This is a genomic window from Sphingomonas sp., assembly GCF_965200135.1.
Classification (GTDB): Bacteria; Pseudomonadota; Alphaproteobacteria; order Sphingomonadales; family Sphingomonadaceae; genus Sphingomonas.
Genome location: NZ_CBDATK010000004.1, coordinates 31,732 through 57,839 on the forward strand (window position 1 = coordinate 31,732; position 26,108 = coordinate 57,839).

Here is a 26,108-nt window from a genome sequence, read left to right on the forward strand (position 1 = left end):
GCGGGTATTTTCGCCAGCGGGCATCAGGGCGTCAAGGCTGGTGCGACGAGGGGGTCTACGGAGAGGCCGTCACGGGAGTAAATCCCGTGACGTCGAAGCTCGGCTGCGCCGAGCCCGGCCGGGGTTTGCGCGTCTCGCGAGCAGCGACGCTGCCCGCGTGCGCGCTACACCCGCATCGGCATCAGCACGTACAGCGCCGCTGCCTTGTCGTTCTCGCGGATCAGCGTCGGCGCGGCGGCGTCGGCGAGGTGGACCTCCACCATGTCGCCGTCGATCTGGCCGAGGATGTCCATCAGGTAGCGCGAGTTGAAGCCGATCTCGAACCCCTGCGCCGCATATTCGCCGGGGACTTCCTCGGCGGCGGTGCCGTTTTCGGGGCTGGTCACCGACAGCGTGATCTTGTCGCGGTCGAGCGCCATCTTGACCGCCTTGGTCTTCTCCGCGGCGATGGTGGAGACGCGGTCCACACCCTCCATGAAGCTGGACGGATCGATCTTCAGAATCTTGTCGTTGCCGGTCGGGATAACCCGCGAATAGTCGGGAAAGGTGCCGTCGATCAGCTTCGAGGTCAGGATCGCCTGGCCCAGGTCGAAGCGGATCTTCGACGCCGACAGCGACACCCCGACCGAGCCGTCGACCTCGTCCAGCAGCTTGCGGAGTTCCGCCACGCATTTGCGTGGCACGATCACGTCGGGCATCCCCGCCGCGCCCTCTGGCAGCGGGACGGTGACGCGCGCCAGCCGGTGACCGTCGGTCGCCGCCGCCTTCAGCACCGGCCCGCCGCCGTCCTCGCTGGAATGGAGGAAGATGCCGTTGAGATAATAGCGCGTCTCTTCGGTCGAGATCGCGAACCGCGTCTTGTCGACGATCTGCTTCAGCGTCTCCGCCGGCAGCTCGAACCGCGTCGGCAGCTCACCCTCGGCGATAACCGGAAAGTCGTCGCGCGGCAGGGTGGAGAGGCTGAACCGCGCGCGGCCGGCGACGATCGTCATCCGCCCCTCGGCGGCGCTGAGCGAGACCTGCGCGCCCTCGGGCAGCTTGCGCGCGATGTCGAACAGCGTGTGCGCGGAGACGGTGATCGCGCCCGGCTGATCCACCGCGGCGGCGACCTGCTCGTTGATCTGGAGGTCGAGGTCGGTCGCCATCAGCCGCAGCGCGCCCTCGGCCGTCGCCTCCAGCAGGACGTTGGACAGGATCGGAATCGTGTTGCGGCGCTCCACCACGGACTGGACGTGGGAAAGCCCCTTCAACAGCGTCGCGCGTTCGATCGTCGCCTTCATGGACTTCTATCCCCTGCCCCGGCCGCGGGGACACCTCGGCGATGTACTAGCCGGGCGGGAGGGCGAGGGGCAAGCGGGGTGGCGGTGGTTTGATGTGGATAGGTGGGGCCCGATCCTCCCCGGCACGGGGAGGTGGCAGCGCGTAAGCGCTGACAGAGGGGGTGGGCCGCAAATGGATCGCTCGCGGCCCGCCCCCTCCACCACCGCTAAGCGGCGGTCCCCCTCCCCGCGATGCGGGGAGGATTACAGGTCAGAAGCGGAACCCGTAGCTCGCCACCACCTGATGCCGGTCGGTATCGACGTCGAACCGCCCGCTGGTCGCGCCCGAGCCGTACAGCACGTCCGCGCGGCCGTAGTTGGAGTAGCGATACTCGACCTTGGCATAGCTGTGCGGCCCCACCGCATGCTCGACGCCGGCGCCGACGCGATAGCCGTCCAGCTCGAACCGGTTGTTCGTCGAGAAGTTGGTCGACCCCGCCAGCACGCGCAGCTGCGAGTTGGTGTAGCCGCCCTTGGCGTAGATCATCGTCGTCGGGCTGGCGAGGATGCCGACCCGCCCGCCGACATACAGGTCGCGCAGCTGACGCACGCGGCCATAGCCGAAGGTGGTGCTGGTATACGGGTTGCGGCTGGAGCTGGCGGTCGACGCCGTCACCTCGCCCTCCGCGCCGACCAGCAGCCGGCCGACCGCCAGATCATAGCCGACATCGCCGCCGTACAGCAGCCCGTCGATCTTCTGATCGTCGCGACCGTTGTTGTTCGACACGTCCGATCCGGCGCCGACATGGTCGTAGCCGACGATCGCGCCGACGCGCGGGCCGGTGAAGACCGGATCGACCGGGGGGCCGTCCTGCGCCAGGGCGGGGGTGGCGGCAAAGGCGGCGGCGGCCGACGCGGCCAGAACGAACTTACGCATGGTACTTCCTCTTCACAGCTCCCCCAGGACGCGGGAGAGGCGGTGGAAAGCCCCGACAGGGCGGTCAGGTTGCATGAACCTCACCTAAACGGCGAAAACCGTTGCATTCCCGCCACAGGGGGTTGAACGATACGGCATGCAGACCAAGCGCAAGGGCCGGGATCTCATCGCCCGTCATGGCGAGACCGTGTTCAACGCCGCGCGCCGGTTGCAGGGCGATCACCCGCACACGCCGCTGACCCGCGCCGGCTTCGCGCAGGCGGACGAGATGGGGCGGGCGCTGCGCGACCTGCTCGGCGCGAAACCCGCGCTGACGTTGTGGTCCTCCACCTCGGGCCGCGCGCTACAGACGCTGGCGGTGATCGCCGAGCATCTGGAGCTCGACTGGCACGCCGCGCGCACCGACGACCGGTTGGTCGAGATCGGCATGGGCGCGTGGGGCGGGCGCTATTACGCGGACGTGGTCGGCGAAGTCGGGCCGGTCGTCACCGCCGAGGGACTGCTCCGCCCCGCCCCCGACGGCGAAGACTATACCGCGATCGCCGCGCGGGTCGGCGGCTGGCTCGCCGACACCGACGACGACGCGGGCGACCGGCTGGTCATCATGCACGGCATCTCCAGCCGCGTGCTGCGCGGGGTGATGACGGGGGCGGCCGTGCATCACGACTATGCGACGCCGATCGCGCCGGGGCTGCCGCAGGGATCGGTGGTGCTGATCGAGAGCGGGCGCGAGAGCGTGCCCCATCTCGGCACCGGCCACGCGCCGGCGTGAGCATGGTGGCGCTGCTGCTGTTGCTCGCCACCGCGCCGCCCGGACGCGAGGCGATCGGGGTGTGGCAGGGCTGGGGCACGTTCCGCGACCGGACGCCGGCGCGGTGCTACGCGATCGCTCGCCCGGTGCCGACCGGCCAGCGGCGCGACGGCTGGGCCAGCGTCGCGCGCTGGCCGGACCGGGGCGTGCGTGCCTCGCTCCACGTCCGGCTCAGCCGCGCGCGCGACCGCTCCGCGCCGGTGACGCTGACGGTCGGCGGCGGTGTGGACGGGGCGGGCGGCGAGCGTCGGTTCACGCTCGCCGCCAACACCGCCGACGCCTGGGCCGCCGACGCGCCGAGCGACCGCGCGATCGTCACCGCCCTGCGCGGCGCCCGCTCGATGAGCGTCGAGGCGGTCGGCGAGGGCGGCCGCCCCTTCGCCGACACCTATGCGCTGGCCGGCGCCGCCACCGCGATCGACGCGGCGGTGCTGGCGTGCGCGGGGTGAGGCCGGTGACCGGGCCGGGGCGGCGCGGCGTGCTCGGCGGGCTGCTCGCGCTGGCCGCGCCCGTGCGGGCGGCGCGGCGCACCGACTGGCACCCGCTCGCCGCCGACGTGCGTGCGGAGATGGCGTGGGCATGGGACCAGTATCGCGCCCGCGCCTGGGGCAAGGACGAGATCAAGCCCGTCAGCGGCGGCAGCTCCACCTTTCCGCTCAAGGGGCAGCATCTCGGCCTGACGCTGATCGAGGCGCTCGATACCTTGTGGGTGATGGGCCTCGACGACCGGTTCGCGGACGGCGTCGCCTGGGTCCGCGACCATGCCGATTTCGCGCTCGACGGCGAGGTGTCTGTGTTCGAGACCTCGATCCGGCTGGTCGGCGGGCTGCTGTCGGCGCACCATGCGTGCGGCGACCCGATGCTGCTGGCGCGCGCCAGGGATCTTGCCGACCGGCTGCTGCCCGCGTTCGCGACGCCGACCGGCATGCCGTATCGCTTCGTCAACCTGCTGACCGGCGCGGTGCGCGATCCCGCCACCAACCCGGCGGAGGTGGGCACCTTCCTGCCCGAATGGGGCACGCTCAGCCGGCTGACCGGCGACCCACGCTACCACGACGCGGCGATGAAGGCGGTCCGCGCCTGCTACGCACGCCGGTCGCGGCTCGACCTGCTGGCGGTGAAGATCGACTGCCGCACCGGCGAATGGCTCGATCGCCGCGCGACGATCGGCTCCTATGCCGACAGCTTCTACGAATATCTGTGGGACGGCTGGCAGCTGTACGGCGACCGCGAATGCAAGGCGATGTTCGACACCTGCATCGCCGCGATCCTGCGACACCAGCGCGACCGGCGCGACGGGCGGCTATGGTTCGCCGACGTCGACTTCGAGACGGGCGCGATCCTCAACACGCGGCAGGACGAGCTCGCCTCCTTCTTCGGCGGCCTGCTCGCGCAGGGCGGGCACGCGCGCGACGGCATCGCCTATACCGACAGCTGGGCGGCGGTGCAGGCGCGCTACGGCGTGCTGCCCGAGGAATGGGACTATGCGGCGGCCGCACCGACGCAGCTCGGGAACGCGCTGCGGCCGGAACTCGCCGATGCCGCCTTCACCCTCTGGCTGCTCGACCGCGACGAACGCTGGCGCCACCTCGCCGCCGACCATTTCCGCGCGATGCGTCGCTGGCACCGCGCCGCCTATGGCTATACCGACCTCGCCGACGTGACGACGAAGCGGCAGGCGGACCACTGCCCCGGCTATTGGTGGTCGGAGCAGATGAAATATTACTGGCTGATCTTCAGCGATACGCCACGCTTCGACTACCGCCGCAACTACCTGTCGACCGAGGGCAACGTGCTGCTCGGGCTGGTCCGGTAGCAATTTCGTCCTAATTGCCCTATGTGGGCCCCATGCTGACAGAGCCGGCGCTATCCATGCCCATTCCGGGGCAGTTCGATCCCGTGCCCGTGCCGCGGACGATGGCGCCGCGTAGCGACGGGCGCATCGACCTGCTCGGGCTGTCGAAGATGGACCTGCGGATGGCGCTGGAGACGTCGCAGCTGGAGCCGAAGCAGGCGAAGCTGCGCGGCAAGCAGCTGTGGCACTGGATCTACAATCGCGGCGTCACCGACTTCGCGGCGATGACCGACATCAGCAAGACGATGCACCCGTGGCTGGAGCAGCGGTTCGTCATCAGCCGGCCGGAGGTGGTGGAGGCGCAGGTCTCGACCGACGGCACGCGCAAGTGGCTGCTGCGGAGCGACGACGCGCAGGATTACGAGATGGTGTTCATCCCCGACGCCGATCGCGGCACCTTGTGCGTCTCGTCGCAGGTCGGCTGCACGCTCAACTGCCGGTTCTGCCACACCGGCACCATGAAGCTGGTCCGCAACCTGACCGCCGGCGAGATCGTCGGCCAGGTGATGCTGGCGCGCGACGCGCTCGGCGAGTGGCCGTCCAGCCCGGAGGGGCGGATGCTCACCAACATCGTGATGATGGGGATGGGCGAGCCGCTCTATAATTTCGACAGCGTCCGCGACGCGCTGCGCCTCGTGATGGACGGCGACGGGCTGGCCTTGTCGAAGCGGCGGATCACGCTGTCGACCAGCGGCGTGGTGCCGATGATGGCACGCGCGGGGGAGGAGATCGGCGTCAACCTCGCCGTGTCGCTGCACGCGGTGACCAAGGAGGTGCGCGACGAGATCGTGCCGCTCAACCGCAAATACGGCATCGACGAGCTGCTGCAGGCGTGCGCGGACTATCCCGGCGCCAACAATGCGCGGCGGATCACGTTCGAATACGTCATGCTGCGCGACAAGAACGACTCGGACGCCGATGCGCGCGAGCTGGTGCGGCTGCTCCGGCACTACAAGCTGCCGGCCAAGGTCAATTTGATCCCGTTCAATCCCTGGCCCGGCGCGCCCTACGAATGCTCCACGCCCGAGCGTATCCGTGCGTTCTCCAACATCATCTTCGAGGCCGGCATCAGCGCCCCCACCCGGACCCCGCGCGGCCGCGACATCGACGCCGCGTGCGGCCAGCTGAAGACCGCGTCCGAGCGGAAGAGCCGCGCGGAAATGGACCGCGAGGCGGAGGCGAAAATGGTGGCGCTGGGGTGATCGGCTTGTCAGCGACGCGGTTGCCGATGCGTCCTGGGCGTGTCGGCGACGCGGAACCGATCGCACCCCGTCTTGTCCCGCAGGGCGTCGGGCGCGCTACGGGCGACGGCGGACTGGAACGGACGTAGCGCCGGATAGGCGTAGATGGTGCAACTGGTCGTATCTACGGCCAAGCCACTGTGATCGTCGATCGCGATCGTCGAGACGAGCGAGCCGTTCCACTGGAACTCGAACGTCGTGAAACCGGCAATCAGCGGCTTGCCCTCACGATCCCTAACAAGATCGAAAAAATAACGGCGTCGGTCGTCAAGGTCATAGCCTTGCGCCCGCGCGATAATCTCAGCCATGCGGATCGCGTCCGAGGTCGGGACGAACGTCCGCCGGCTCTGTGCTGATGCTGCCTGCGACAGGCCGAAGACAACCAGTGCAGCCAGCCACCACCGCATCAGCAAGCCTTTCGCCTCTCGACCATTGCAATAGCTGTGACAGTATTGCTCGCAAAGTTGTCGTTGCCGCCGGTCTTGGCACTGCCGCTGTTGAAATGAGAACGGATCAGCCCCTGTGCGAAAGCCTGCGGGGATCCGGCCCCGCGCAAATACTGCCCATATTGTGCGATGAACGACTGCCCGGAGGCGAGATAGCTCGGAAAAGTCGAAAGCGACACGCGCGCGCCGGCCGCCTGCATGCTTCCGTTCGCATAAGGTGCCGCTCGCGATCGGTGCAGCGAGAAAAAATTGTTACCTCTCGCGCGCAAACCAATTGTTTCCCCAAGTCGTCTCCCAGCCAGACAGACCTAGGATGTAGCTGGCCGACACCTGCAACTGCGCTCCCAGCGTCGTCGCATCAGCCAAATGATCGTGAATGAAGCGCACGACGTTCACAGTCGAACAACCATCACTCATCAGCGATCTCCCTATCTTCCGCGTCGCAGCTTACAGTCGGGACCGCAATAGGCAGTCCCGACCCTAAGGATCTTGATCGGCACCGGCGGCAGAACGACAACGCTTGCAATCGCCGTCGTAACACCTTATTGACATCAGTGTCAGTAAGGAGCCCGTCATGGCCAAGATGCCCCCCTTCCCCGGCACGACCGGACACCGCGACTGGCGGACCGCGTTCGAGGCGATCCGCAAGCTGCTCGCCAATGGCGACGATACGACGCAGGTATTCCGCATCATGCGCGCGCTCAACGTCGGCTCCGCGCCCAACGGCTATGCCCGCATGATCGCGACGCCCGAGGGCGGCCGGATGGCGACCGAACAGGTAGAGCTGGCGCAGCGGCTGGGCGATCGCGCCTGGATCGACACCTTCGCGCCCGGCACCGTCGGCGCGGCGTATCGCCATTTCCTCGAGTCCACCGGCTACTCCGCCGACGGGCTGGTCGAGGTCAGCCGCCTCAACGCCGAGGAGGACATGCGCCACCCCTATGCCTGGTATGGTCGTCGCACCCGCGACGTCCATGACCTGTGGCATGTGCTGACCGGCTATCAGGCGGACGAGAGCCTGGGCGAGGCGGCGCTGGTCGCGTTCTCCTACGCGCAGCTGGGCGGGTTGGGCTGGGCGTTCATCGGCGGTGCGGCGTCGCTCAAGAGCCTGAAGGTCACCAAGGGCGCCAAGTTCGCGCGCGCGGTGTGGGAGGGCTATCGCCACGGCCGCAAGGCGAAGTGGCTGGCGGGCGAGGATTACGAGAAGCTGATGGCGGAGCCGCTGGAAGCGGCGCGCACCCGGCTCGATATCCGCGAGCCGCTGCTCTACAAAAAGGCGCAGCGCGAGCTGGGGCCGGAGCTGGCCTCGTATCTCAGCGAGCGCCGTGCGGCCAACACGCCGATGCCGGAGAAGCTGGCGGCGTGACCCGTCACCGACTTCGCGCCGGGCATGACGGCTTTTGCGACAGGCCGCTGGCTTAAGCGCCGGCATGACGCAAGGCGGCTGACGCTGTAAGCCGGGTCGCGATGCTGTCGCGCCTGGTGCTCACCGATTACCGCAACCACGCCGCGCTGACGCTCGCGCCGGGGCCGGGCTTCGTGGTGCTGGTCGGCGAGAATGGGACGGGCAAGACCAACGTCCTCGAAGCGGTCTCGCTGCTCGCCCCCGGACGCGGCCTGCGCCGCGCGGCGCTGTCGCAGATCGCGCGAGGCGATGGGCCGGGGGGGTTCGGCGTCGCGGCCACCCTCGCCACCGATGACGCTCGATCGTCGGCGTCCCCGCAGTCATCGGACGATGCACTCGAACGCCCCTCCCCGGGGCGGGAGGGGTCGGGGGATAGCGTGTCCGCGCACCCTACGCCTGCACCCGCATCGGATGCGGTAACGATCGCGACCGGCACCCGCGCGAACGCGCCCGAGCGTCGGCTCGTCCGCGTTCAGGGTGCTCCGGCCGCCGCGACCGCGCTCGCCGAGTGGCTGACCGTGCTATGGCTCACGCCCGCGATGGACCGGTTGTTCGTCGAGGCGGCGGGCGGGCGGCGGCGCTTCCTCGACCGGCTCGCGCTGGCACTCACCCCCGGCCACGCCCACAACACGCAGCGCTACGAAGCGGCGATGCGCGCGCGCAACCGGCTGCTCGCCGACGCCGCGGCTCCGGACCCCGCCTGGCTCACCGCGCTGGAGGCGCAGATGGCGGAACACGGCGCGGCGATCGACGCCGCCCGGCATGGGACCGTCACGTTGCTGGGCGAGCAGCTCGCCGCGCAGCCCCCCGGCCCGTTCGCGCGGGGTGCGCTGACGCTGGAGGGCTGGTCGGGCGACGCGCAGGCGCTGGCCGATGCGCTACGTCAGGGTCGCGCGCGCGACGCCGCCGCCGGCCGCGCGCTCGCCGGGCCGCACCGCACCGACCTCGCCGTGACGCATGTCGACAAAGCGCAGGCGGCCGGGCTCGCCTCGACCGGCGAGCAAAAGGCGCTGCTGCTGGGGATCGTACTCGCGCATGCCGAACTGGTCCGCGCGCGCACCGGCGCGGCACCCGTGCTGCTGCTGGACGAGGTTGCCGCGCATCTGGACCCGCGCCGGCGCGCGGCGTTGTTCGCACGGCTGACGGGGATGGGTCAGGTGTGGATGACGGGGACCGAAGCGGCGCTGTTCGCCGACGCCGGTCCCGCGACACAGGTCAGACTCGGCGGCTGACCTTCTGCCTTGCAAGAACGAAATGGGGCGACGCTCTCGCGAGCGCCGCCCCATTGTCAGATCACGACCAAACCCTTCAGGCGAAGGCGACGCTCGTAGCGCGACGGCGGCGCATCGCGCCACCGGTCAGGCCGAAGCCCAGGATCATCAGCGCCCAGGTCGCCGGCTCCGGCACCGCGGAAAGCGACACGGAAACCGAGTCGAGCGCTGCGCCATACGACCCGGTGTCGCCCGACGCGAAAGAGAGCGTCGTGCTGCCGCCGCTGGCGAGGAAGCTGTAGGTATAGGGAAGCCAGCCCATGTTGCTACGCGTGCTGCCGCTCGAGTCGAACGTATAGATCTGGCTGGCACCGCCGTCGGAGGCAATCGTTGAGACCGTCTTGGTCGCCGGCGCGCCGTCGGGGTTACCCGCGAGACTGAATCCGACGGTGTAGCTGCGGCCGGCGATCGTCGAGAAGGTCTGCTGGATCCCGCCCTGACCGTTGCCGTTCAGATCGATGCTGCGGCTGCCGGTATCGGCATTCCAATAGTCGCCGATGTAATCGACGCTGTTGCCCGTTACCGTCCAGCCGGTGATGACCGTGCTGCCGCCGTTGAGCGTCGTAAACGAGCCCGGCGCTGCACCATCCTCGAAGCTGCCGTTGGCAAAGCTCTGCGCGTCGGCGGCAGAGCCGAACGACACGGCCGCGGCGGCCGCGAGAAGAAGCTTCAGACGCATGATGACCCCCAAAAAGATAAAATACTGTGAAAGCCGCATAGCGGCTCCACTATCAAAGGTAAATACAGTGTTGACGGTATCGGCAGGTGTGCAGCCGGGTAGATCGGAGTTTTGGACTCGTCTGACGAACGCCTGACCAAGGTATCCAACGCCGCGTTACCGCCGGGTCGGGATCGTTGCCGCCGCATGGGCCGCTTGCTTTCGACGCGAGGTCAGCGGGCAAGCAGAAAGGGCGACGCTCTCGCGAGCGCCGCCCCCCTTTTTCGGTCAGAACCTGAAGGTTCAGGCAGTCGCGAGCGACGGCGCACGACGACGGCGCATCGCACCACCGACCGCACCGAACCCGACGATCATCAGCGCCCAGGTCGTCGGCTCCGGCACGCCACCGGCGATGGCGAAGTTGTCGAGCTCGAACGAGTTGGAACCCGAAGCGAACATCACCGAGCTGACCCGGTCGTCACCCAGCTTCAGCGTGAACACGCCGTTGGTGCCGGGCAGGACCTGGTTACCGTCAGTGCCGGCCGGGAAGTTCGTGCCGGGGACGTAGACGTAGCTCTTGCCGCCAGCAGTCTTGACGGTCAGGCTGTTGTAGCCGTCGGTCGAACCCCAGTCGAACTGGATGTTGCGCGGGTTGAACGCACCAAGGTCATAGGTCGCCGAGCCGCCACCGAGGACCGAGAGATAGCTCGACCCGTCCGACGTCGCGGGCGGCGCGCCTTCGCTGTCCGACGGCGGCATCTTGATCTGCGCATTGGTGACACTGGTCAGCCCGGCGAGGCTGGTGAACTCGTTAATGACCGTGAAGCCGGCGGTCGGGGTCGACGCGCCCCCGGTGAACGTAGCCGTCTGAGCGCTCGCGCCCGACGCGATGAGCGATGCGGCAGCGGCCGCTACAAGGAGCGAAAGACGCATGATATTACCCTTTAGAACGAATGAACCGACATTCGATTGACTCGTATTTACCCGAGTCGCTCCAAAAAGTAAACGCAATGTTGACTGTTTTTGTTGCGTGGAGTCCCGAATCGGTACCAGGCGGTACAGCGCAAGCTCGCGCTTTCGATCCGGCCGCGACGCCCTTATATCGCAAGTATGACAGATCAGCCGCAAGACTCCGCCGAAAACCCCAACGCCAACGAATATGGCGCCTCGTCGATCAAGGTGCTCAAGGGCCTGGATGCCGTTCGCAAGCGGCCCGGCATGTATATCGGCGACACCGACGACGGCTCGGGCCTCCATCACATGGTGTTCGAGGTCAGCGACAACGCGATCGACGAGGCGCTGGCGGGGCATTGCGACCGGATCGACATCCAGCTCAACCCGGACGGCTCGGTCAGCGTCACCGACAACGGCCGCGGCATCCCGACCGGCATCCACCCCGAGGAAGGCGTCTCGGCGGCCGAGGTCATCATGACGCAGCTCCACGCGGGCGGGAAGTTCGAGAACACGTCGGACGACAATGCCTACAAGGTCTCCGGCGGCCTCCACGGCGTCGGCGTGTCGGTGGTCAACGCGCTGTCCGAATGGCTCGACCTGACGATCTGGCGCGACGGCCAGGAGCACAACATGCGCTTCGCGTTCGGCGACGCGGTGGCGCCGCTGAAGATCGTCGGCGACGCACCGGGCCGCAAGGGCACGCGCGTCACCTTCCTGCCCTCGCCCGCCACCTTCAAGATCGTCGAGTTCGACTTCGACAAGCTGGAGCATCGCTATCGCGAGCTGGCGTTCCTCAATTCCGGCGTCCGGCTGTTCATCACCGACGCGCGCCACGACGAGCCCAAGACGGTGGAACTGTATTACGAAGGCGGGATCGCCGCGTTCGTGAAATATCTCGATCGTTCCAAGCTGCCGCTGTTCCCGGAGCCGATCGCGATCACCGGCCAGCGCGACGATATCGGCATCGACGTCGCGCTGGAGTGGAACGACAGCTATTACGAGAACGTCCTCGCCTTCACCAACAACATCCCGCAGCGCGACGGCGGCACCCATATCGCGGCGTTCCGCGCGGCGCTGACGCGCACGCTCAACAACTATGCCGACCGGTCGGGACTCCTCAAGAAGGAGAAGGTGACGCTGACCGGCGACGATATGCGCGAGGGGCTGACCGCGATCGTCTCGGTCAAGCTGCCCGATCCCAAATTCTCGTCGCAGACCAAGGACAAGCTGGTGTCGTCCGAGGTGCGCCAGCCGCTCGAGTCGCTGCTCGCCGACAAGATGGCGGAGTGGCTGGAGGAAAACCCGGCGCATGCGCGGATGATCGTCGGCAAGATCATCGACGCCGCCGCCGCGCGCGAGGCCGCGAAGAAGGCGCGCGAGCTGACCCGGCGCAAGGGCGCGATGGACATCGCGTCGCTGCCCGGCAAGCTCGCCGATTGCCAGGAGCGCGATCCGTCCAAGTGCGAGCTGTATCTGGTCGAGGGCGACTCCGCCGGCGGCTCCGCCAAGCAGGGCCGCGACCGGCATTTTCAGGCGATCCTGCCGTTGCGCGGCAAGATCCTCAACACCGAGCGCGCGCGGTTCGACCGGATGATCTCGTCGAAGGAGATCGGCACGCTGATCCAGGCGATGGGCACCGGCATCGGCCGCGACGACTTCAACGCCGACAAGCTGCGCTACCACAAGATCGTCATCATGACCGACGCCGACGTCGACGGCGCGCATATCCGCACGCTGCTGCTGACCTTCTTCTACCGCCAGATGCCCGAGCTGATCACGCGCGGCCACCTCTTCATCGCGCAGCCGCCGCTCTACAAGGCCGCCAAGGGCCGGTCGGAGGTGTACCTCAAGGACGACGCGGCGCTCGACGAATATCTGGTCGATGCCGGCGTCGCGAACACCGTGCTGGAGGCGGTCGGCGGCCCGCGCTCGGGCGCCGACCTGCGCGATCTGGTCGAACATGCGCGCCGGATGCGGACGCTGATGCGCTACGTGCCCCGCCGCTACGACGCCGGGATCATCGAGGCGCTGGCGCTGGGCGGCGCGCTCGAACCCGACCTCGCCCGCGACGCGCGCGACGGCCGCGTCCAGTCCGTGACGCGGCAGCTCGACGCGGGCGACGAGGACGCGCGCTGGACCGCACGGCTGACCGAGGACGGCGGCATCCATTTCGAACGGCTGTGGCGCGGCGTCACCGACCATCACATCGTCGAGGCGAGCTTCCTCGTCTCCGCCGAGGCGCGCAAGCTCCACGGCCTCGCCGGCGAGCAGGGGGACGCCTACGCGCATCCCGGCAAGCTGGTCCCCAGCCGCGCCGCCGCCGCCGCGCGCCCCGACCCCGACGCGAGCGCGCCCACGGCGGAGGGCGACGAACCGACCGACGAGGAGGGCCGTACGACCGTGCCGGAGAGCCGGGGCGTCGGGCGCGGCGAATCGCTGGTCTCGCGTCCGTCGCAGCTCCTCGACGCGATCCTGGCGGCTGGCCGCAAGGGCCTGTCGATCCAGCGCTACAAGGGGCTGGGCGAGATGAACGCGGAGCAGCTGTGGGAAACGACGCTCGACCCGTCGAACCGGTCGATGCTGCGCGTCACCAGCGACGATCTCGCCGCCGCCGACGAAACCTTCTCGCGCCTGATGGGCGAGGTGGTCGAGCCGCGACGCGAGTTCATCCAGGACAATGCGCTGAACGTGGCGAACCTGGACGTTTGAGCGCGGTGCCGACCTCGTCATCCCGGCCTTGAGCCGGAATCCCGCTTCTTCTTCGACGTCTTAAGGCAGCGGGACCCCGGCCCAAGGTCGGGGTGACGGGTTGTATCGACCTCAATCCACGAACGCGCGCTCGATCACATAGCTGCCCGGCGTCGCGTTCGACCCCTCGGCGAACCCCGCCGCCTCCAGCATCGCCGCCGTATCGCGGATCATCGCGGTCGACCCGCACAGCATCGCCCGGTCGGTGGCCGGGTCGAGCCGACGCGGCCCCTCCAGCCCCAGCGGGAACAGCGCGCCGCTCTCCAGCAACGCGCCGATCCGGCCGGTGGTGTGGAACGGCTCGCGCGTCACGGTCGGGACATAGTGGAAGCGATACACCGCCTCGTCGCCGACCAGCGGATCGTCCGCCCACAACGCGGTCTGTTCGCGGTGAAAGGCGAGGTCGCCGACGCGCCGCACCGAATGGACGACCACCACCTGCTCGAACCGCACATAGATTTCCGGATCGCGCGCGATGCTGAGGAACGGCGCCAGCCCGGTGCCGGTCGAGAACAGGAACAGCCGCCGCCCGCCGAGCAGCGCGTCGGCGACCAGCGTGCCGGTCGGCTTGCGCCCCAGATACAGCTGGTCGCCCGCCCGGATCGTTTGCAGCCTCGCGGTCAGCGGCCCGTCCGCGACCTTGATTGACAGGAACTCCAGCTCGTCCGACCAGGCGGGGCTGGCGATCGAATAGGCGCGCATCACCGGACGGGCGGGCGGCTCGCCCGATCCCGGCAACCCGATCATCACGAACTCGCCCGAGCGGAAGCGGAACGACGCCGGCCGCTCGACCGCGAAGCTGAACAGATGCTCGTTCCAGTGACGCACGGACCTGACCGCGACGGTCTGGAACGCGGGCAGGTCGGCGATCAGGCGCGGCAGCCGCGTCATCATGTTCACGCCGCGTCCCCCGTCAGCGCGGTGCTCACCGTGTCGATCGCGACCAGCATGCGCGGCACCGACGGCGCGGCGATGGTGCCCGCCGCGGCGATCGCTACGCCCTCGCGGTCGCCCGCCCGCCCGAGCGCGAACAGCGACAGCAGCCGCGCCTCGTCGTCGGTGACCCGGACGCAGGCGATCGCGCCGAAGCGGAACTGCGCCCGGCCGAAGCGATCGACCAGCGCCATCGCGGTCGCGAACTCCATCAGCGCCTCGAGCACCCCGCGCTGCTCAAAACCCCGCGCGAGCGCATGGCAGACACAGCGCCCGCCCCGCGCGGCGGCGACCCAGCCGCGCATCGCCGACAGGACGAACAGGTCGGCCTCGGCAAGCTCGCTCGTGCGGCGATCCAGATAGGTGTACATCGCTAACGTCCTTCGTTCGGTGTCGACAGCGCGATGGTGTCGAACGGGCAGGTCGCTCCCGTCGCGCGGGGCGGGGCCGGGCGCGCGCCCGGCCACAGCCGCCGCGCGCTGCGGATCGCCCAGATCAGCACGCCCGGCAGACCGTGCGGCACCGCCGCGCTGCCGCTCGCCGGGTCGGCCATGTCGGCGCAATCGAGCAGCCGCAGCATCGCGCGTTCGTCGCGGGACAGCCGACCGGGTCCCCCCGTCGCCAGGCTGCGCCCGAGACACCCTTCGGTCAGCTCGAAGACGCTGCCCAGCGCGACCATCGCGGGGGCCGCAAGGCCGCTGCGCCCGGCGATGGCGACCAGATCGGGCAGAACGGGCCGCCGCTCGCGCCGCGCCGTGGCGTAACAGCGCAGCGCCTCGACGACGGTGCTCTGCCGGTCGCCCGCAACGGTGATGCTTTCCATGTACGACATGCCGGGCCTCCGCTCAGGCCCGCGATTCTACTACCTCGATAATGATAGTCAATCGCAATAGGCTAGGATCGCGGTCCCTTCGCGCCACCGAGCGCGGACAGCACGCCACGCACCGTCCGCACCTCCTGCGTCGTCCAGCCCGGCTTGGTCAGCAGCGTCCTGAGCGTGCGGCGCGTCGTCGGGGTGCGGTCGGGCGGGTGATAGAAGCCGCCCGTCACCAGCATCGCGTCCAGCTGCGCGATCATTCCGTCCAGCTCGCCCTGCGGTGCCGGCGGGTCGATCGGCACCTCGGGCGGCTGCGCCAGCGCCTCGCCCTTCGACCACTCATACGCGACCAGGATCACCGCCTGCGCCAGGTTGAGGCTACCGAACTGCGGATTGATCGGCACCGTCAGGATCGTGCGCGCGAGGGCGACGTCGTCGGTCTCCAGCCCCGACCGCTCCGGCCCGAACAGCACCGCCGACCGCCCGGTCGCGCCCCGCATCGCCAGCGCCGCCTCGGCCGGATCGACGACGGGCTTGGTCACCCCGCGCTTCCGCACCGTCGTCGCATAGACATGCGCGCAATCGGCGACGGCTTCGCCAACATCGGTGTACGTAACCGCATGGCGCAGCACCTCGTCCGCCCCGCTCGCCGCTGGCCCCGCCGCCGGATTCGGCCACCCGTCGCGCGGACTGACCAGCCGCAATTCGGTCAGCCCGAAATTGAGCATGGCGCGCGCGGCCTTGCCAATATTCTCGGCGAGCTGCGGGCGGACGAGCACGATCACGGGGGGGAGGATTGTGCTTCGACTTCGCTCAGCACGAACGGGAGGATTGGCCGGCTCGTCATTTTCACTGGGAAGCGTGACACCGTCATTTCGATCGGCGTGAACGAAATCGAGGGCCTCGCCTCCGACTTCCGTTCGCCCTGAGCGAAGTCGAAGGGCACGCTCGGACGGCGGGATCGCCAATTCGTGCAGCAACGCCCAATCCCCCGCGATCAACGCCTCCTTCTTGGCCCGCACCCAGCCCTTGATCTGCCGCTCCGCACCGAGCGCCTCCAGCCGCGACGGAAAGTCCTGCGCCCATGCCAGCGTCACCGGCCGCCGCCGCTGAGTACAGCCGGGCACCTCGCCCATCTGATGCGCGCCGACCCGGCGCTCCAGATCGTCGGTATGGCCGGTGTAGAAGCTGCCGTCCGAGCAGCGGAGGATGTACGCCCAGAATGCCATCGATCGCCCTCGCTCAGGACGAACGGGTAAGCGGCGTCGCCTGCCCGCCGACTTCCTCGACCGCGCCCGCGAACGCCTCGAAATCGCGCGCCTCGCTGAAGTCGCGATAGACGCTGGCGAAGCGGATATAGGCGACGCTGTCGAGCGCCTTCAGCCCATCCATCACCAGCTCGCCGATCCGCTTGGACGTGATCTCCGTCTCGCCCAGCGTCTCCAGCCGGCGCTGGATGCCGGACACCAGCTTCTCCAGCCGGGGCGCCTCGATCGGCCGCTTGCGCGCCGCGATCGCGATCGAGCGGAGCAGCTTGTCGCGGTCGAACGGCTCGCGCCGATCCTCCGATTTCAACACCGTTAGCTCGCGCAGCTGGATGCGCTCGAACGTCGTGAACCTGGCCGCGCAGCCCTCGCACTGCCGTCGCCGCCGGATCGCCGCCCCGTCTTCGGTGGGGCGGCTGTCCTTCACCTGGCTGTCCTCATGCGCGCAGAATGGGCAGCGCATGTCAGCCCTTGTCGCGCCTCGAATAGGCGACCGCGGCACCGACCGCCGCACCGATGATCGGACCGACGAACGGCAACGGGATCGCCAGCACGGCGCCCACCGCGCCGTATTTGGCCATGCGGCGACCGAGCGTCGGATCGCTCCTGATCTCGTCGCGCATTTCGTCCAGCTTCGACATGTCAGCCTCCATAGATCGGGAAGCGCGCGCACAGCGCCCGGACGCGCTCGCGCACCGCATGTTCGACCTGCGCATCCCCGGCCTCGCCGTTCTTCGCCAGCCCGTCGAGCACGTCGGCGACCATGTGGCCGATCTCGCGGAACTCCGCCGGGCCGAAGCCGCGCGTCGTCCCCGCCGGCGAGCCGACGCGGATGCCGCTGGTCTTGACCGGGGGCAGCGGATCGTTGGGGATGCCGTTCTTGTTGCAGGTGATGCCCGCACGCTCCAGCGCCTCGTCCGCGTCCCGGCCGGTGACGTTGAGCGGCGTCAGGTCGACCAGCGCCAGATGCGTGTCGGTGCCGCCCGAGACCAGGTCGGCGCCGCGCTCCTTCAGCGTCGCGGCGAGCACCTTCGCGTTCTCGACTACCGCGGCGATATAGTCCTTGAAGTCGGGGCGCAGCGCCTCGCCGAACGCCACCGCCTTGGCCGCGATGACGTGCATCAGCGGGCCGCCCTGGAGCCCCGGAAACACCGCCGAATTGATCTTCTTGGCGATCGCGTCGTCGTCGGTCAGCACCATGCCGCCACGCGGACCGCGCAGCGTCTTGTGCGTGGTGGTGGTGACGACGTGCGCATGGCCGAACGGCGTCGGGTGCAGCCCCGCCGCGACGATGCCCGCGAAATGCGCCATGTCGACCATGAAATACGCCCCCACCGCGTCGGCGATCGCGCGGAACCGGGCGAAGTCGATGTGGCGCGGATAGGCGGAGCCGCCGGCGATGATGAGCTTGGGCTGGCGCTCGCGGGCGAGTGCCTCGACCTGGTCGTAGTCGATCAGGTGCGTGGTCGCATCGACGCCGTACTGGACCGCGTCGAACCACTTGCCGCTCATCGCCGCGCGTGCGCCATGCGTCAGGTGCCCGCCCGCATCCAGGCTCATGCCCAGGATCGTGTCGCCGGGCTTGACCAGCGCCAGCATCACCGCGCCGTTCGCCTGCGCGCCCGAATGCGGCTGGACATTGGCGTGCGCGCAGCCGAACAGCTGCTTCGCGCGATCGATCGCGAGCCGCTCGACCTCGTCGGACGGCGCGCAGCCCTGGTAATAGCGCTTGCCCGGATAGCCTTCCGCATATTTGTTGGTGAAGACCGAGCCTTGCGCCTCCAGCACCGCCTTCGACACGATGTTCTCGGACGCGATCAGCTCGATCTGCGTCTGCTCGCGGGTGAGTTCGTGCTCGACACCCGCGAACACGGCGGGATCGGCATCGGCCAGCGTGCGGGTGAAGAAGGCGCCGTCCGGCGCAGGGGCGGACCGGACGTCGGCGATGGCGGCGGGCTGGGTGCTCATGCGAGCTCCTTCGGGGCTGGCGGGATCGCCCGCGCCATAGCCGCTGTGTCCGCGCGACGCTACCGGCGACTCGCTTCCGGGCGGGTGAAACGGTAAGGCATCGCCCATGAACCAGATGACCCGCATCGTCGCGGCCCCGGTCGACGGCTTCAAGGCTCGCTTCACGACGGCCGAGTTCCTGAAGATGATCGAGCTGGGCGCCTTTGGCGACATCAAGGTCGACCTGGTGGACGGAGAGCTGGAACGGATGCCACCACCGGGGAATGCGCACGGGCTGTTGCAGATCGCGCTGCTGTCGCAGCTGATCGCGCTCGCCGGCGTAGCACGGGTCCGTGCCGAACAGGGGATCGATCTCGGCGACGACACGCTGGTCGCGTGCGATGGCGCCCTGCTGCGCGCGCCGGTGACGGACAAGCGCATGCTGACGGCGGCGGACCTGCTGCTGGTGATCGAGGTGGCGGAAACCACGTTCCGCCGCGATTCGGAAATGAAGCGGACCAAATATGCCGGCGCCGGCGTGCCGCTTTACTGGGTCGTCGACAGCCGGCGCTCGGTCGTCCACGTCTATCAGGAGCCAACCGACGGCGATTACATCCAGGTCCACACCGTTCGCTTCGGCGAACCGCTGAGTGTGCCGGGGACGAGCGAGACGATCACCCTCTCGTGACCCCGCCCGCCCCGGTCGATCGCACCGCGTTCCTGCTCGGTGTCGCGGGCCTGTTGCCGCAGCTCGCCGCCGTCGCGCTGATCGTGATCGGCCGGCGAGATCCGACCGACATGGCGTGGGTGCCGCTGATGGTCGGGTACGGCACGGCACTGGTCTATGGCGCGGTCATCCTCAGCTTTCTGGGCGGCATCTGGTGGGGTGTCGCGATCCGGCGTGAGCAGGGGCAGGCGCGGCTGGTGGCGGTGGCGGTGCTGCCGTCGCTGGTCGGCGTCGCGTGCGTCGCGGCGGCGGGGCTGACGATGCCTTCGGGTGGGCCGTGGCCGGCGATCGCGCTCGGGTCCGCGCTCATGCTGACGCTGCCCGTGGACCGGCATCTGGTCGCGACCGGCGAGGTGCCGGCGAACTGGATGCGGCTGCGCGTGCCGCTGTCGCTCGGCCTCGGCCTGCTGACGATCGCGGCCGGATTGCTGCTGATCCACATGGGAGAGATGCGATGAAGAAGACCCGTTTCGGCCTGATGCTCTCCGGCCTCGTCTCCGCCTGTGGCCCGGCGCCCGCCGGTAACGAGGCGCGGCAAACGGAACCGGCGGCCCTGCCCTCGCCCACGCCGCCACCCGTCGTACCGGCCGCCGCGCCAGGCCCGGCCGCGACGCCCGCGCTCGACTACGCCGGCCGCTGGATCGGCGTCGAAGGCATGGTCCTCGACGTCGCGCCCGCTGCCGCCGCCGATCGCTACCGCCTCACCATGCAATACGACCTCGACCATCGCGCCACGGTCGACGCCACGCGCGAGGGCACGACGCTGGTGTTCACCCGCGACGGCAAGCGCCTGACACTGCGGCCGACGGACGGCGCGGCCACCGGGCTGAAATACCTCGCGGACAAAAAGGATTGCCTCACCGTCGTATCCGGCGAGGGTTATTGCCGCGATTAGGCGGCCTGTCGCAGCTCCAGCCGGCCCCAGATCTCGACCAGCGCCTCCGTCAGCTCGCGCATCATCGCCTCGTCATGCGCCGGGCCGGGCGTGAAGCGCAGCCGCTCGGTGCCGCGCGGCACGGTCGGGTAATTGATCGGCTGGACGTAGATGCCGTATTCGGCGAGCAGGATATCGCTGATCCGCTTCGCCTTGACCGGATCGCCGACCATCAGCGGCACGATGTGCGTCTCGCCCGGCATCACCGGCAGTCCGGCGTCGCCCAGCATCGTCTTGAGCCGCGCCGCCGCCGCCTGCTGCCCGTCGCGCTCGACGCTGGACGCCTTGAGGTGGCGCACGCTCGCCAGCACGCCCGCGACCAGCACCGGCGACAGCGAGGTCGTGAAGATGAAGCCCGGCGCATAGGAGCGGATCACGTCGACGATCTGGCGGTCGGCGGCGATATAGCCACCCATCACCCCGAACGCCTTGCCCAGCGTACCCTCGATCACCGTCACCCGGTCCGCGACGGCCTCGCGCTCGGTGATGCCGCCGCCGCGCGGGCCGTACATCCCGACCGCATGGACCTCGTCGCAATAGGTCAGCGCGTTGTAGCGATCGGCGAGGTCGCAGATCGCCGTCACCGGCGCGATGTCGCCCTCCATCGAATAGACGCTCTCGAACGCGATCAGCTTGGGCGCGTCCGGGTTTTCGGCGGCGAGCAGTTCTTCCAGATGCGCGAGGTCGTTGTGGCGAAAGATGCGCTTCTCGCAGCCGGCGGCGCGGATGCCCGCGATCATCGACGCATGGTTCAGCTCGTCGGAGAAGATGACGATGCCCGGCAACACCTTGGCCAGCGTCGACAGCGTCGCCTCGTTGGAGACATAGCCGCTGGTGAACAGCAGCGCCGCTTCCTTGCCGTGCAGGTCGGCCAGCTCGCCCTCAAGGTCGACATGGTAGTGCGTGTTGCCGCCGATGTTGCGCGTGCCGCCGGAACCCGCGCCGACATCGTGCAGCGCCTCCTCCATCGCCGCGATCACCTTGGGATGCTGGCCCATCGCGAGATAGTCGTTCGAACACCACACGGTGATCGGCTTCGGCCCGTTATGCCCGGCGAAGCAGCGCGCGTTGGGGAACGCGCCCCTGGTCCGCAGGATGTCGATAAAGACGCGATACCGCCCCTCGGCATGCAGCCGGTCGATCGCGGACGCGAAGACGCGGCCATAATCGAGCTTCTGGTCGACTCGGGGCGCGGTGACGTCGGTAATCATGACGCGCGAGCGCCTAGCGGCTTTCGCGATGGATTTCCAGCGGCCTAGAGCGCTTCGGGCGGGGCGAAGCCGCGGGCGGCCAGCGTCGCGCCGATCGCCGCCTCCCGCGCGCCCAACCGGGTGAAGACCAGCCGCGGCGGCGGTGGCACGTCGGGCCAGTCCTGATCCTGCGTCAGGTGCGCGACGCGCCGCGCGATTCCCGGCCCGCCGTCGACGAACGTCATCCCCGCCGGCGCCACCGCGAGCAGGTCGGGCGCCAGCAGCGGAAAGTGCGTGCAGGCGTTGACGATCACGTCGATCCGGTCGCCGCCGGGCTGGCCGAACAGACCGTCCAGCTCGGCCGCGATCCGCTCGGGCGGCGGTATCGCCCCCGCCAGCGCATCCTCCGCCAGTTCCACCAGCGCCGCCGACCCATGCCGCAGCACCACGCAGTCGGCCGCGAACCGCGCCGCCAGATCGTCGACGTAAGGCTGGCGCACCGTCGCCTCGGTGCCCAACACCCCGATCGTCCGCGTCCGGCTCAGCGCGGCCGCCGGCCTGATCGCCGGCACCGTGCCGACCACCGGCAGGTCCAGCGCCGCGCGCACCGCCGCCAGCGCGATCGTCGACGCGGTGTTGCACGCGATCACCACCAGCCGCGGGCGATAGCGCTCGACCAGCCGCCCAAGCAGCGCCGGCACGCGCCCCGCGATCTCCGCCTCGGTCCGGGTGCCATAGGGGAAGCCGGCGCTGTCCGCTGCGTACACGACGGGCATGTGCGGCAGCAGCGCGCGCGCCGGTGCCACCACCGACAAACCGCCGACGCCGGAATCGAAGAACAGGATCGGCGCGTCTTCCAGCATCGCACCGCGATGGCGAGCGCGGTGGGTGGGGTCAACGCCGCGGGTGCCAGTCGGCGGGCACGCCCTGCCAGAGGAGCCAGGGCAGCATGTAGGCGACATACTCCGCCCGACCGATCCGCCCGTCGCGATCGGTGTCCATCTTTCGCAGCCACTTTTCCTGGGCCGCCGTGTCCGGCCGGCCGGCCGGGGGCGGCGGGGGCAACGTGGTGTCGCGCAGGGCGACATCGCGCGGTTCAAGCCGGTCGATCTCCGCGTCCGTCAGGAACCCCGATCGATCGAGGTCCATCGTGTCGAAGCCGTTGCCCAGGAATGCGGCGGCCTCGTTCATGTCGACAGCGCGGACCGCGACGCGCCGCCCGCCCGCGTCGGTGAGTCCCCCGCCCGATCGGGACGCGGGCAGCGGGGCGGACGCTTGCGGCAGGGCGGCGAGAAGGGCGATCAACAGCATCGGCATGGCTCCGGTCAGCGCCGGTTGATGGGCGCGCACCGTCGATGCGCCGACCGCACCGATCGCGACCAGCCCTTCCGCATGGGGTACCAGCCGACCCGCCTCGAACTGGTCCAGCAGCCGTGCGGCCGCCAGCGACGACGACAGGCCGAGCCTCGCTCGCGCCATCTTGAGCCGCTTCTCGACCGCATGCGGCGAGATGCCCATCGCCAGCGCGCTTTCCTTGGCCGTCTCCCCCGCCAGGCGACGGCGCAGGCACGTCTTTTCGCCTTCCGACAGTCGGGCGAGCGCCTGAGACATCCGGTCCATCGGCATCCGCTAGCGGACCGTGGCCCCCTAACCCAAGCCCGCACCGCTGGTACCCCAACCGACCGGGCGGGATCGTGGCGCCCGCGATGCGCTGGCCGGGAGTCGATTTCCGTCACGCAGCCGATATGATCGAGGTTGGTTGGCGAGTCCGATCGATCTCGCTATGCTGCGGAACGAAAGGGGCGGGGTTGCCGACGGAGATGCTCTGGGTCGCGCCGACGTGCGCGTTGCTGATCGGTTATCTGCTGGGATCGATTCCGTTCGGCGTGCTGCTGACGCGGTGGAGCGGGGCGGGCGACGTGCGCCTGATCGGCTCGGGCAACATCGGCGCCACCAACGTGCTGCGTACCGGCCGCAAGGGATTGGCCGCCGCGACGCTGATCCTCGACGCGCTGAAGGGCGTGGCGGCGGTGCTGCTGGCGCATCGGTTCGCGCCGGGGAACGAGGCGGTCGCGGCGGCGGGTGCGTTCCTGGGCCATTGCTTCCCCGTCTGGCTGCGCTTTCGCGGCGGCAAGGGCGTGGCGACGATGCTCGGCATCGCGCTGGCGCTGCACTGGCCGGTGGGGCTGGTCTATGCGGCGGTTTGGCTGCTGCTGCTCGCCACGCTGCGGATGTCGTCACTGGCCGGGATCGTCGCGGCGCTGTCGGCACCGGTCTCCGCGGCGCTGTCCGGCCGGTTCGACCTGGTGCTGCTGTTCCTGTCGCTGGCGCTGATCCTGGTGTGGAAGCATGGCGACAACATTGAGCGGCTGCTCGCGGGCACCGAGCCGCGGGTCGGCGCTCGCGCGGCGGACGCGCAATCGGACGATTTGCCCATGAACGAGACACCCCTGAACGACTCAGGCGTGTGACACACGACCTGCTCGATCGGCTGCGGCTGATCCGCACGTCGGGGGTAGGCCCCGTCACCTTTCGCCAGTTGCTCGGCCGCTTCGGCGGCGCGACGGCGGCGATCGAAGCGCTGCCGCAACTAGCACGGCGAGGTGGCGGCGCGGCGCCGCGCGTTCCGGACGCCGCGCTTGCCGAACGCGAAGCCGCGACCGTCGCCCGGCTCGGCGCACGCTATCTGTGGGAGGACGACGCCGATTATCCGCCGCTGCTGCGTGAGCTCGACAACGCGCCCGCCGCGCTGATCGTGCGCGGTGACGTGGCGCTGGCGCGGCGCACCGCCGTCGCGATCGTCGGCGCGCGCAACGCCAGCGCCGCCGCCTGCCGCTTCGCGCGCCAGCTCGCGCACGACCTCGCCGGGCCGGAGGAGGGAGGAGTGACGGTGGTCTCCGGCCTCGCGCGCGGCATCGACACCGCCGCGCATGTCGGCAGCCTGTCGGGCGGCACGATCGCGGTGATCGCCGGCGGCATTGACGTGGTGTTCCCGCCCGAAAACGCCGCGCTGCAGGAGCGCGTCGCGGCCGAGGGGCTGCTCGTCGCGGAGATGCCGCCCGGCACCGAGCCGCGCGCGCGCCACTTCCCCTATCGCAACCGCATCATCGCCGGCATCGCGGGCGGGACGGTGGTGGTGGAGGCCGCGCCGAAGTCCGGCTCGCTCATCACCGCGCGGCTGGCGAACGAGGCGGGGCGCGAGGTGATGGCGGTGCCGGGCTCGCCGCTCGATCCGCGCGCGCAGGGGTGCAACCTGCTGATCCGCGAGGGCGCGACGCTGATCCAGTCCGCCGCCGACGTGCTGGAACAGCTCCGCCCGATCGACCCGCGCGCTGTGCGCTCGCCCGCGCCTCCGTTCGACCACACCCCGCCCGAAGACGCCAGCGACACCGACCGCACCCGGCTGACGGCGCTGCTCGGTCCCGTCCCGGTCGCGGTCGACGAGCTGATCCGCCAGTCGGGGCTGTCACCGGCGGTGGTACAGACGGTGCTGCTGGAACTGGAGCTGGGCGGCCGGCTGGAGCGGCACGCGGGGGGCCGGGCGAGCCTGGTCTAACGCGCGCGACGGCCGCGACCGGGAAGGTCCGTGTCCACCGCGCGGAGAGCGACGATGGCCTGATCCGCAGCCGTTTGCCGCTCCGACTTACGATCGGCGGCGTACAGCGCGTATTGCCGCTCGGCATGCCGCTTCGCGTCAGTGGCCGCGACCTGCCCGCCATGGCCGAGCACAGTCCGTCCGAGCATCCCCAGCTGCCGGTCCAGCAGCTGCCGCACGTCGTCCATCATGACCAGCCTGCCAAGGTCCGCCTGATCCTCGAAAATATCGAGGAGGATGGTCGTGAGGCGGTTCAGCTCCCTGACTTCGGCATCCGCCAGATAGTTTTCGAACCCGTCACGTCGCCCTTGCGGATGTTGTCGTGCGACCAGCTGGTCAGCCCCATATCGGCCTGTGCCGCATCCGCTCGGGTCTTGATGATCTCCGCCGGCGTGTTCGAGGTCACCGCGTAGACGAGCTTGGCTTGCGTCTTGGTATAGAAGTCGCGCCATGCCGCGGACTCACCGTCATAGTCTTGGCACATCGAACAGATGCGACGCAGCTCGCGATAGACGTTGGCTTCGTCCGACCGGATGTCGCGAATGATCTCGCGAAGTTCGACGAGGCGATCGGCGCTCTCCGGCTGCTTCAACCTGACGGGGTCGATCACGAAGCCCTTGGTCGCGAACTGTACGAGCTTCTGCGTGGCCCACCGGCGGAACAGCGTCGCCTGTGACGACGAAACGCGATAGCCGACGGAGATGACCATATCGAGGCTGTAGAGAGTCGCCGGGCGACCAGTCGATGTTTGCGCTTTTTGCAAAGAAGTGGCTTCGTCGAGCTCTCCCTCCTGCAGGATATTACCGATGTGGCGGGAGATTGCCGACACATCCCGGCCAAACAGCTCGGCAATCTGTGCCTGCGTCATCCAGAGCGCTTCGCCGAGGTAGCGGATGTCGAGTTGCGCCCCCCGATCGGTGCCGTAAACGAGAAAACGATCGCCGGTACGCTCATCCTCCTGAAGAATGACGGGGTCGTGTTCTCGCATGAGTTTCCATCCAAGGGGGTCGGTTCGGGTACTTGGAACAATCGTGGAACACGGCCGCGAGATCAAGCGTCTCGCGCAACGCCGCTTGACGCCACCCCGTCCCGCTCGCCACCCTCGCGCGTACACG

Annotated in this window: 28 protein-coding genes and 1 pseudogene; 12 read left to right on the top strand and 17 right to left on the bottom strand. The window is 69.2% G+C overall.

The genetic code is table 11. The annotated features are described in order from the left end of the window. Positions 1 to 164 precede the first annotated feature (164 nt). Positions 165 to 1,280 carry a DNA polymerase III subunit beta gene (dnaN, locus tag ACOFKS_RS02175; protein ID WP_419807613.1) on the bottom strand — a complete coding sequence of 372 codons (1,116 nt, stop codon included), beginning with the start codon at positions 1,278 to 1,280 and terminating at the stop codon, positions 165 to 167. Positions 1,281 to 1,530: 250 nt separating this feature from the next. After that, a complete protein-coding gene (locus ACOFKS_RS02180) occupies positions 1,531 to 2,196 on the bottom strand; it encodes an outer membrane protein (RefSeq protein WP_419807614.1) in 666 nt (221 codons plus the stop codon). Positions 2,197 to 2,332: 136 nt separating this feature from the next. On the opposite strand from ACOFKS_RS02180, the gene ACOFKS_RS02185 reads away from it, so the two are divergent. Genes ACOFKS_RS02185 through rlmN form a run of 4 tightly spaced genes read left to right on the top strand, consistent with a single transcriptional unit; the run spans position 2,333 to position 6,064 of the window. Further along, positions 2,333 to 2,968 (top strand): histidine phosphatase family protein, encoded by a 636-nt coding sequence (locus ACOFKS_RS02185; protein WP_419807615.1) that lies wholly within the window; start codon positions 2,333 to 2,335, stop codon positions 2,966 to 2,968. 2 nt (positions 2,969 to 2,970) lie between these two features. Continuing rightward, the gene (locus tag ACOFKS_RS02190) at positions 2,971 to 3,456 is read left to right on the top strand and encodes a hypothetical protein (protein ID WP_419807616.1); all 486 of its coding nucleotides are present in this window, start codon (positions 2,971 to 2,973) and stop codon (positions 3,454 to 3,456) included. Next, on the top strand, positions 3,453 to 4,823 hold the full coding sequence (locus tag ACOFKS_RS02195; RefSeq protein WP_419807617.1) for a glycoside hydrolase family 47 protein: 1,371 nt from the start codon (positions 3,453 to 3,455) through the stop codon (positions 4,821 to 4,823). The genes ACOFKS_RS02190 and ACOFKS_RS02195 overlap by 4 nt, the downstream gene beginning before the upstream one ends. A 32-nt stretch (positions 4,824 to 4,855) precedes the next feature. Beyond that, a complete protein-coding gene (gene rlmN / locus ACOFKS_RS02200; protein WP_419807618.1) occupies positions 4,856 to 6,064 on the top strand; it encodes a 23S rRNA (adenine(2503)-C(2))-methyltransferase RlmN in 1,209 nt (402 codons plus the stop codon). A gap of 8 nt (positions 6,065 to 6,072) precedes the next feature. On the opposite strand, the gene ACOFKS_RS02205 is transcribed toward rlmN, so the two are convergent. Continuing rightward, positions 6,073 to 6,510, bottom strand: a complete 438-nt coding sequence (locus ACOFKS_RS02205; RefSeq protein WP_419807619.1) for a hypothetical protein — start codon at positions 6,508 to 6,510, stop codon at positions 6,073 to 6,075. Beyond that, positions 6,510 to 6,749, bottom strand: a complete 240-nt coding sequence (locus tag ACOFKS_RS02210) for a hypothetical protein (RefSeq protein ID WP_419807620.1) — start codon at positions 6,747 to 6,749, stop codon at positions 6,510 to 6,512. Before ACOFKS_RS02210 ends, ACOFKS_RS02205 begins: the two co-directional genes overlap by 1 nt. A gap of 374 nt (positions 6,750 to 7,123) precedes the next feature. Between ACOFKS_RS02210 and ACOFKS_RS02215 the strand changes: the two genes are divergently transcribed. Both ACOFKS_RS02215 and ACOFKS_RS02220 read left to right on the top strand, forming a co-directional pair. Next, the gene (locus tag ACOFKS_RS02215) at positions 7,124 to 7,915 is read left to right on the top strand and encodes a Coq4 family protein (RefSeq protein ID WP_419807621.1); all 792 of its coding nucleotides are present in this window, start codon (positions 7,124 to 7,126) and stop codon (positions 7,913 to 7,915) included. A gap of 101 nt (positions 7,916 to 8,016) precedes the next feature. After that, on the top strand, positions 8,017 to 9,186 hold the full coding sequence (locus ACOFKS_RS02220; RefSeq protein ID WP_419807622.1) for a DNA replication/repair protein RecF: 1,170 nt from the start codon (positions 8,017 to 8,019) through the stop codon (positions 9,184 to 9,186). 76 nt (positions 9,187 to 9,262) lie between these two features. Here ACOFKS_RS02220 and ACOFKS_RS02225 read toward each other — a convergent pair whose 3' ends face one another. Continuing rightward, on the bottom strand, positions 9,263 to 9,898 hold the full coding sequence (locus ACOFKS_RS02225) for a choice-of-anchor C family protein (protein WP_419807938.1): 636 nt from the start codon (positions 9,896 to 9,898) through the stop codon (positions 9,263 to 9,265). Between the two features lie 288 nt (positions 9,899 to 10,186). Beyond that, positions 10,187 to 10,816 (bottom strand): PEPxxWA-CTERM sorting domain-containing protein, encoded by a 630-nt coding sequence (locus tag ACOFKS_RS02230; protein WP_419807623.1) that lies wholly within the window; start codon positions 10,814 to 10,816, stop codon positions 10,187 to 10,189. Positions 10,817 to 10,993: 177 nt separating this feature from the next. Between ACOFKS_RS02230 and gyrB the strand changes: the two genes are divergently transcribed. Next, positions 10,994 to 13,546, top strand: coding sequence for a DNA topoisomerase (ATP-hydrolyzing) subunit B (gene gyrB, locus ACOFKS_RS02235; protein WP_419807624.1), 2,553 nt, complete (start codon positions 10,994 to 10,996; stop codon positions 13,544 to 13,546). Positions 13,547 to 13,657: 111 nt separating this feature from the next. On the opposite strand, the gene ACOFKS_RS02240 is transcribed toward gyrB, so the two are convergent. The 7 genes from ACOFKS_RS02240 to glyA all read right to left on the bottom strand — a co-directional run bounded on the left by ACOFKS_RS02240 (position 13,658) and on the right by glyA (position 18,568). After that, positions 13,658 to 14,479, bottom strand: a complete 822-nt coding sequence (locus tag ACOFKS_RS02240; protein ID WP_419807939.1) for a ferredoxin--NADP reductase — start codon at positions 14,477 to 14,479, stop codon at positions 13,658 to 13,660. A 2-nt stretch (positions 14,480 to 14,481) separates the two neighbouring features. Further along, on the bottom strand, positions 14,482 to 14,889 hold the full coding sequence (locus ACOFKS_RS02245; protein WP_419807625.1) for a hypothetical protein: 408 nt from the start codon (positions 14,887 to 14,889) through the stop codon (positions 14,482 to 14,484). 2 nt (positions 14,890 to 14,891) lie between these two features. Continuing rightward, positions 14,892 to 15,350, bottom strand: a complete 459-nt coding sequence (locus ACOFKS_RS02250; protein WP_419807626.1) for a hypothetical protein — start codon at positions 15,348 to 15,350, stop codon at positions 14,892 to 14,894. Positions 15,351 to 15,412: 62 nt separating this feature from the next. Next, positions 15,413 to 16,564 carry a TrmH family RNA methyltransferase gene (locus ACOFKS_RS02255; RefSeq protein ID WP_419807627.1) on the bottom strand — a complete coding sequence of 384 codons (1,152 nt, stop codon included), beginning with the start codon at positions 16,562 to 16,564 and terminating at the stop codon, positions 15,413 to 15,415. Between the two features lie 13 nt (positions 16,565 to 16,577). Then, on the bottom strand, positions 16,578 to 17,063 hold the full coding sequence (gene nrdR / locus ACOFKS_RS02260; protein WP_419807628.1) for a transcriptional regulator NrdR: 486 nt from the start codon (positions 17,061 to 17,063) through the stop codon (positions 16,578 to 16,580). A gap of 1 nt (position 17,064) precedes the next feature. Next, positions 17,065 to 17,241 carry a hypothetical protein gene (locus ACOFKS_RS02265; protein WP_419807629.1) on the bottom strand — a complete coding sequence of 59 codons (177 nt, stop codon included), beginning with the start codon at positions 17,239 to 17,241 and terminating at the stop codon, positions 17,065 to 17,067. 1 nt (position 17,242) lies between these two features. Then, positions 17,243 to 18,568: a serine hydroxymethyltransferase gene (gene glyA / locus ACOFKS_RS02270; RefSeq protein ID WP_419807630.1), complete on the bottom strand. Its 1,326-nt coding sequence runs from the start codon at positions 18,566 to 18,568 to the stop codon at positions 17,243 to 17,245. A gap of 106 nt (positions 18,569 to 18,674) precedes the next feature. Here glyA and ACOFKS_RS02275 point away from each other — a divergent pair, with 106 nt between their 5' ends. From ACOFKS_RS02275 to ACOFKS_RS02285, 3 genes are read left to right on the top strand one after another with little or no spacing between them, the layout of a single operon-like run. Continuing rightward, the gene (locus tag ACOFKS_RS02275; protein ID WP_419807631.1) at positions 18,675 to 19,235 is read left to right on the top strand and encodes a Uma2 family endonuclease; all 561 of its coding nucleotides are present in this window, start codon (positions 18,675 to 18,677) and stop codon (positions 19,233 to 19,235) included. Then, complete coding sequence (locus ACOFKS_RS02280) at positions 19,232 to 19,732, top strand: DUF3429 domain-containing protein (RefSeq protein WP_419807632.1); 501 nt, start codon at positions 19,232 to 19,234, stop codon at positions 19,730 to 19,732. Before ACOFKS_RS02275 ends, ACOFKS_RS02280 begins: the two co-directional genes overlap by 4 nt. Beyond that, entirely contained in the window at positions 19,729 to 20,169 is a 441-nt protein-coding gene (locus tag ACOFKS_RS02285; RefSeq protein ID WP_419807633.1) for a hypothetical protein, read from the top strand. The genes ACOFKS_RS02280 and ACOFKS_RS02285 overlap by 4 nt, the downstream gene beginning before the upstream one ends. On the opposite strand, the gene hemA is transcribed toward ACOFKS_RS02285, so the two are convergent. From hemA to ACOFKS_RS02300, 3 genes are read right to left on the bottom strand one after another with little or no spacing between them, the layout of a single operon-like run. Beyond that, entirely contained in the window at positions 20,166 to 21,419 is a 1,254-nt protein-coding gene (gene hemA / locus ACOFKS_RS02290) for a 5-aminolevulinate synthase (protein WP_419807634.1), read from the bottom strand. The two genes, ACOFKS_RS02285 and hemA, sit on opposite strands and share 4 nt — an antisense overlap. A 44-nt stretch (positions 21,420 to 21,463) precedes the next feature. Then, entirely contained in the window at positions 21,464 to 22,261 is a 798-nt protein-coding gene (gene murI, locus ACOFKS_RS02295; RefSeq protein WP_419807635.1) for a glutamate racemase, read from the bottom strand. Positions 22,262 to 22,292: 31 nt separating this feature from the next. Then, positions 22,293 to 23,018, bottom strand: a complete 726-nt coding sequence (locus tag ACOFKS_RS02300; RefSeq protein WP_419807636.1) for an EF-hand domain-containing protein — start codon at positions 23,016 to 23,018, stop codon at positions 22,293 to 22,295. Between the two features lie 188 nt (positions 23,019 to 23,206). Here ACOFKS_RS02300 and plsY point away from each other — a divergent pair, with 188 nt between their 5' ends. Then, positions 23,207 to 23,869: a glycerol-3-phosphate 1-O-acyltransferase PlsY gene (plsY, locus tag ACOFKS_RS02305; RefSeq protein WP_419807637.1), complete on the top strand. Its 663-nt coding sequence runs from the start codon at positions 23,207 to 23,209 to the stop codon at positions 23,867 to 23,869. Beyond that, positions 23,866 to 24,954: a DNA-processing protein DprA gene (gene dprA, locus ACOFKS_RS02310; protein ID WP_419807638.1), complete on the top strand. Its 1,089-nt coding sequence runs from the start codon at positions 23,866 to 23,868 to the stop codon at positions 24,952 to 24,954. Before plsY ends, dprA begins: the two co-directional genes overlap by 4 nt. Here dprA and rhuM read toward each other — a convergent pair. Next, positions 24,951 to 25,981, bottom strand: a pseudogene (gene rhuM, locus ACOFKS_RS02315) (RhuM family protein). The gene dprA and the pseudogene rhuM sit on opposite strands and share 4 nt — an antisense overlap. Positions 25,982 to 26,108 lie beyond the last annotated feature (127 nt).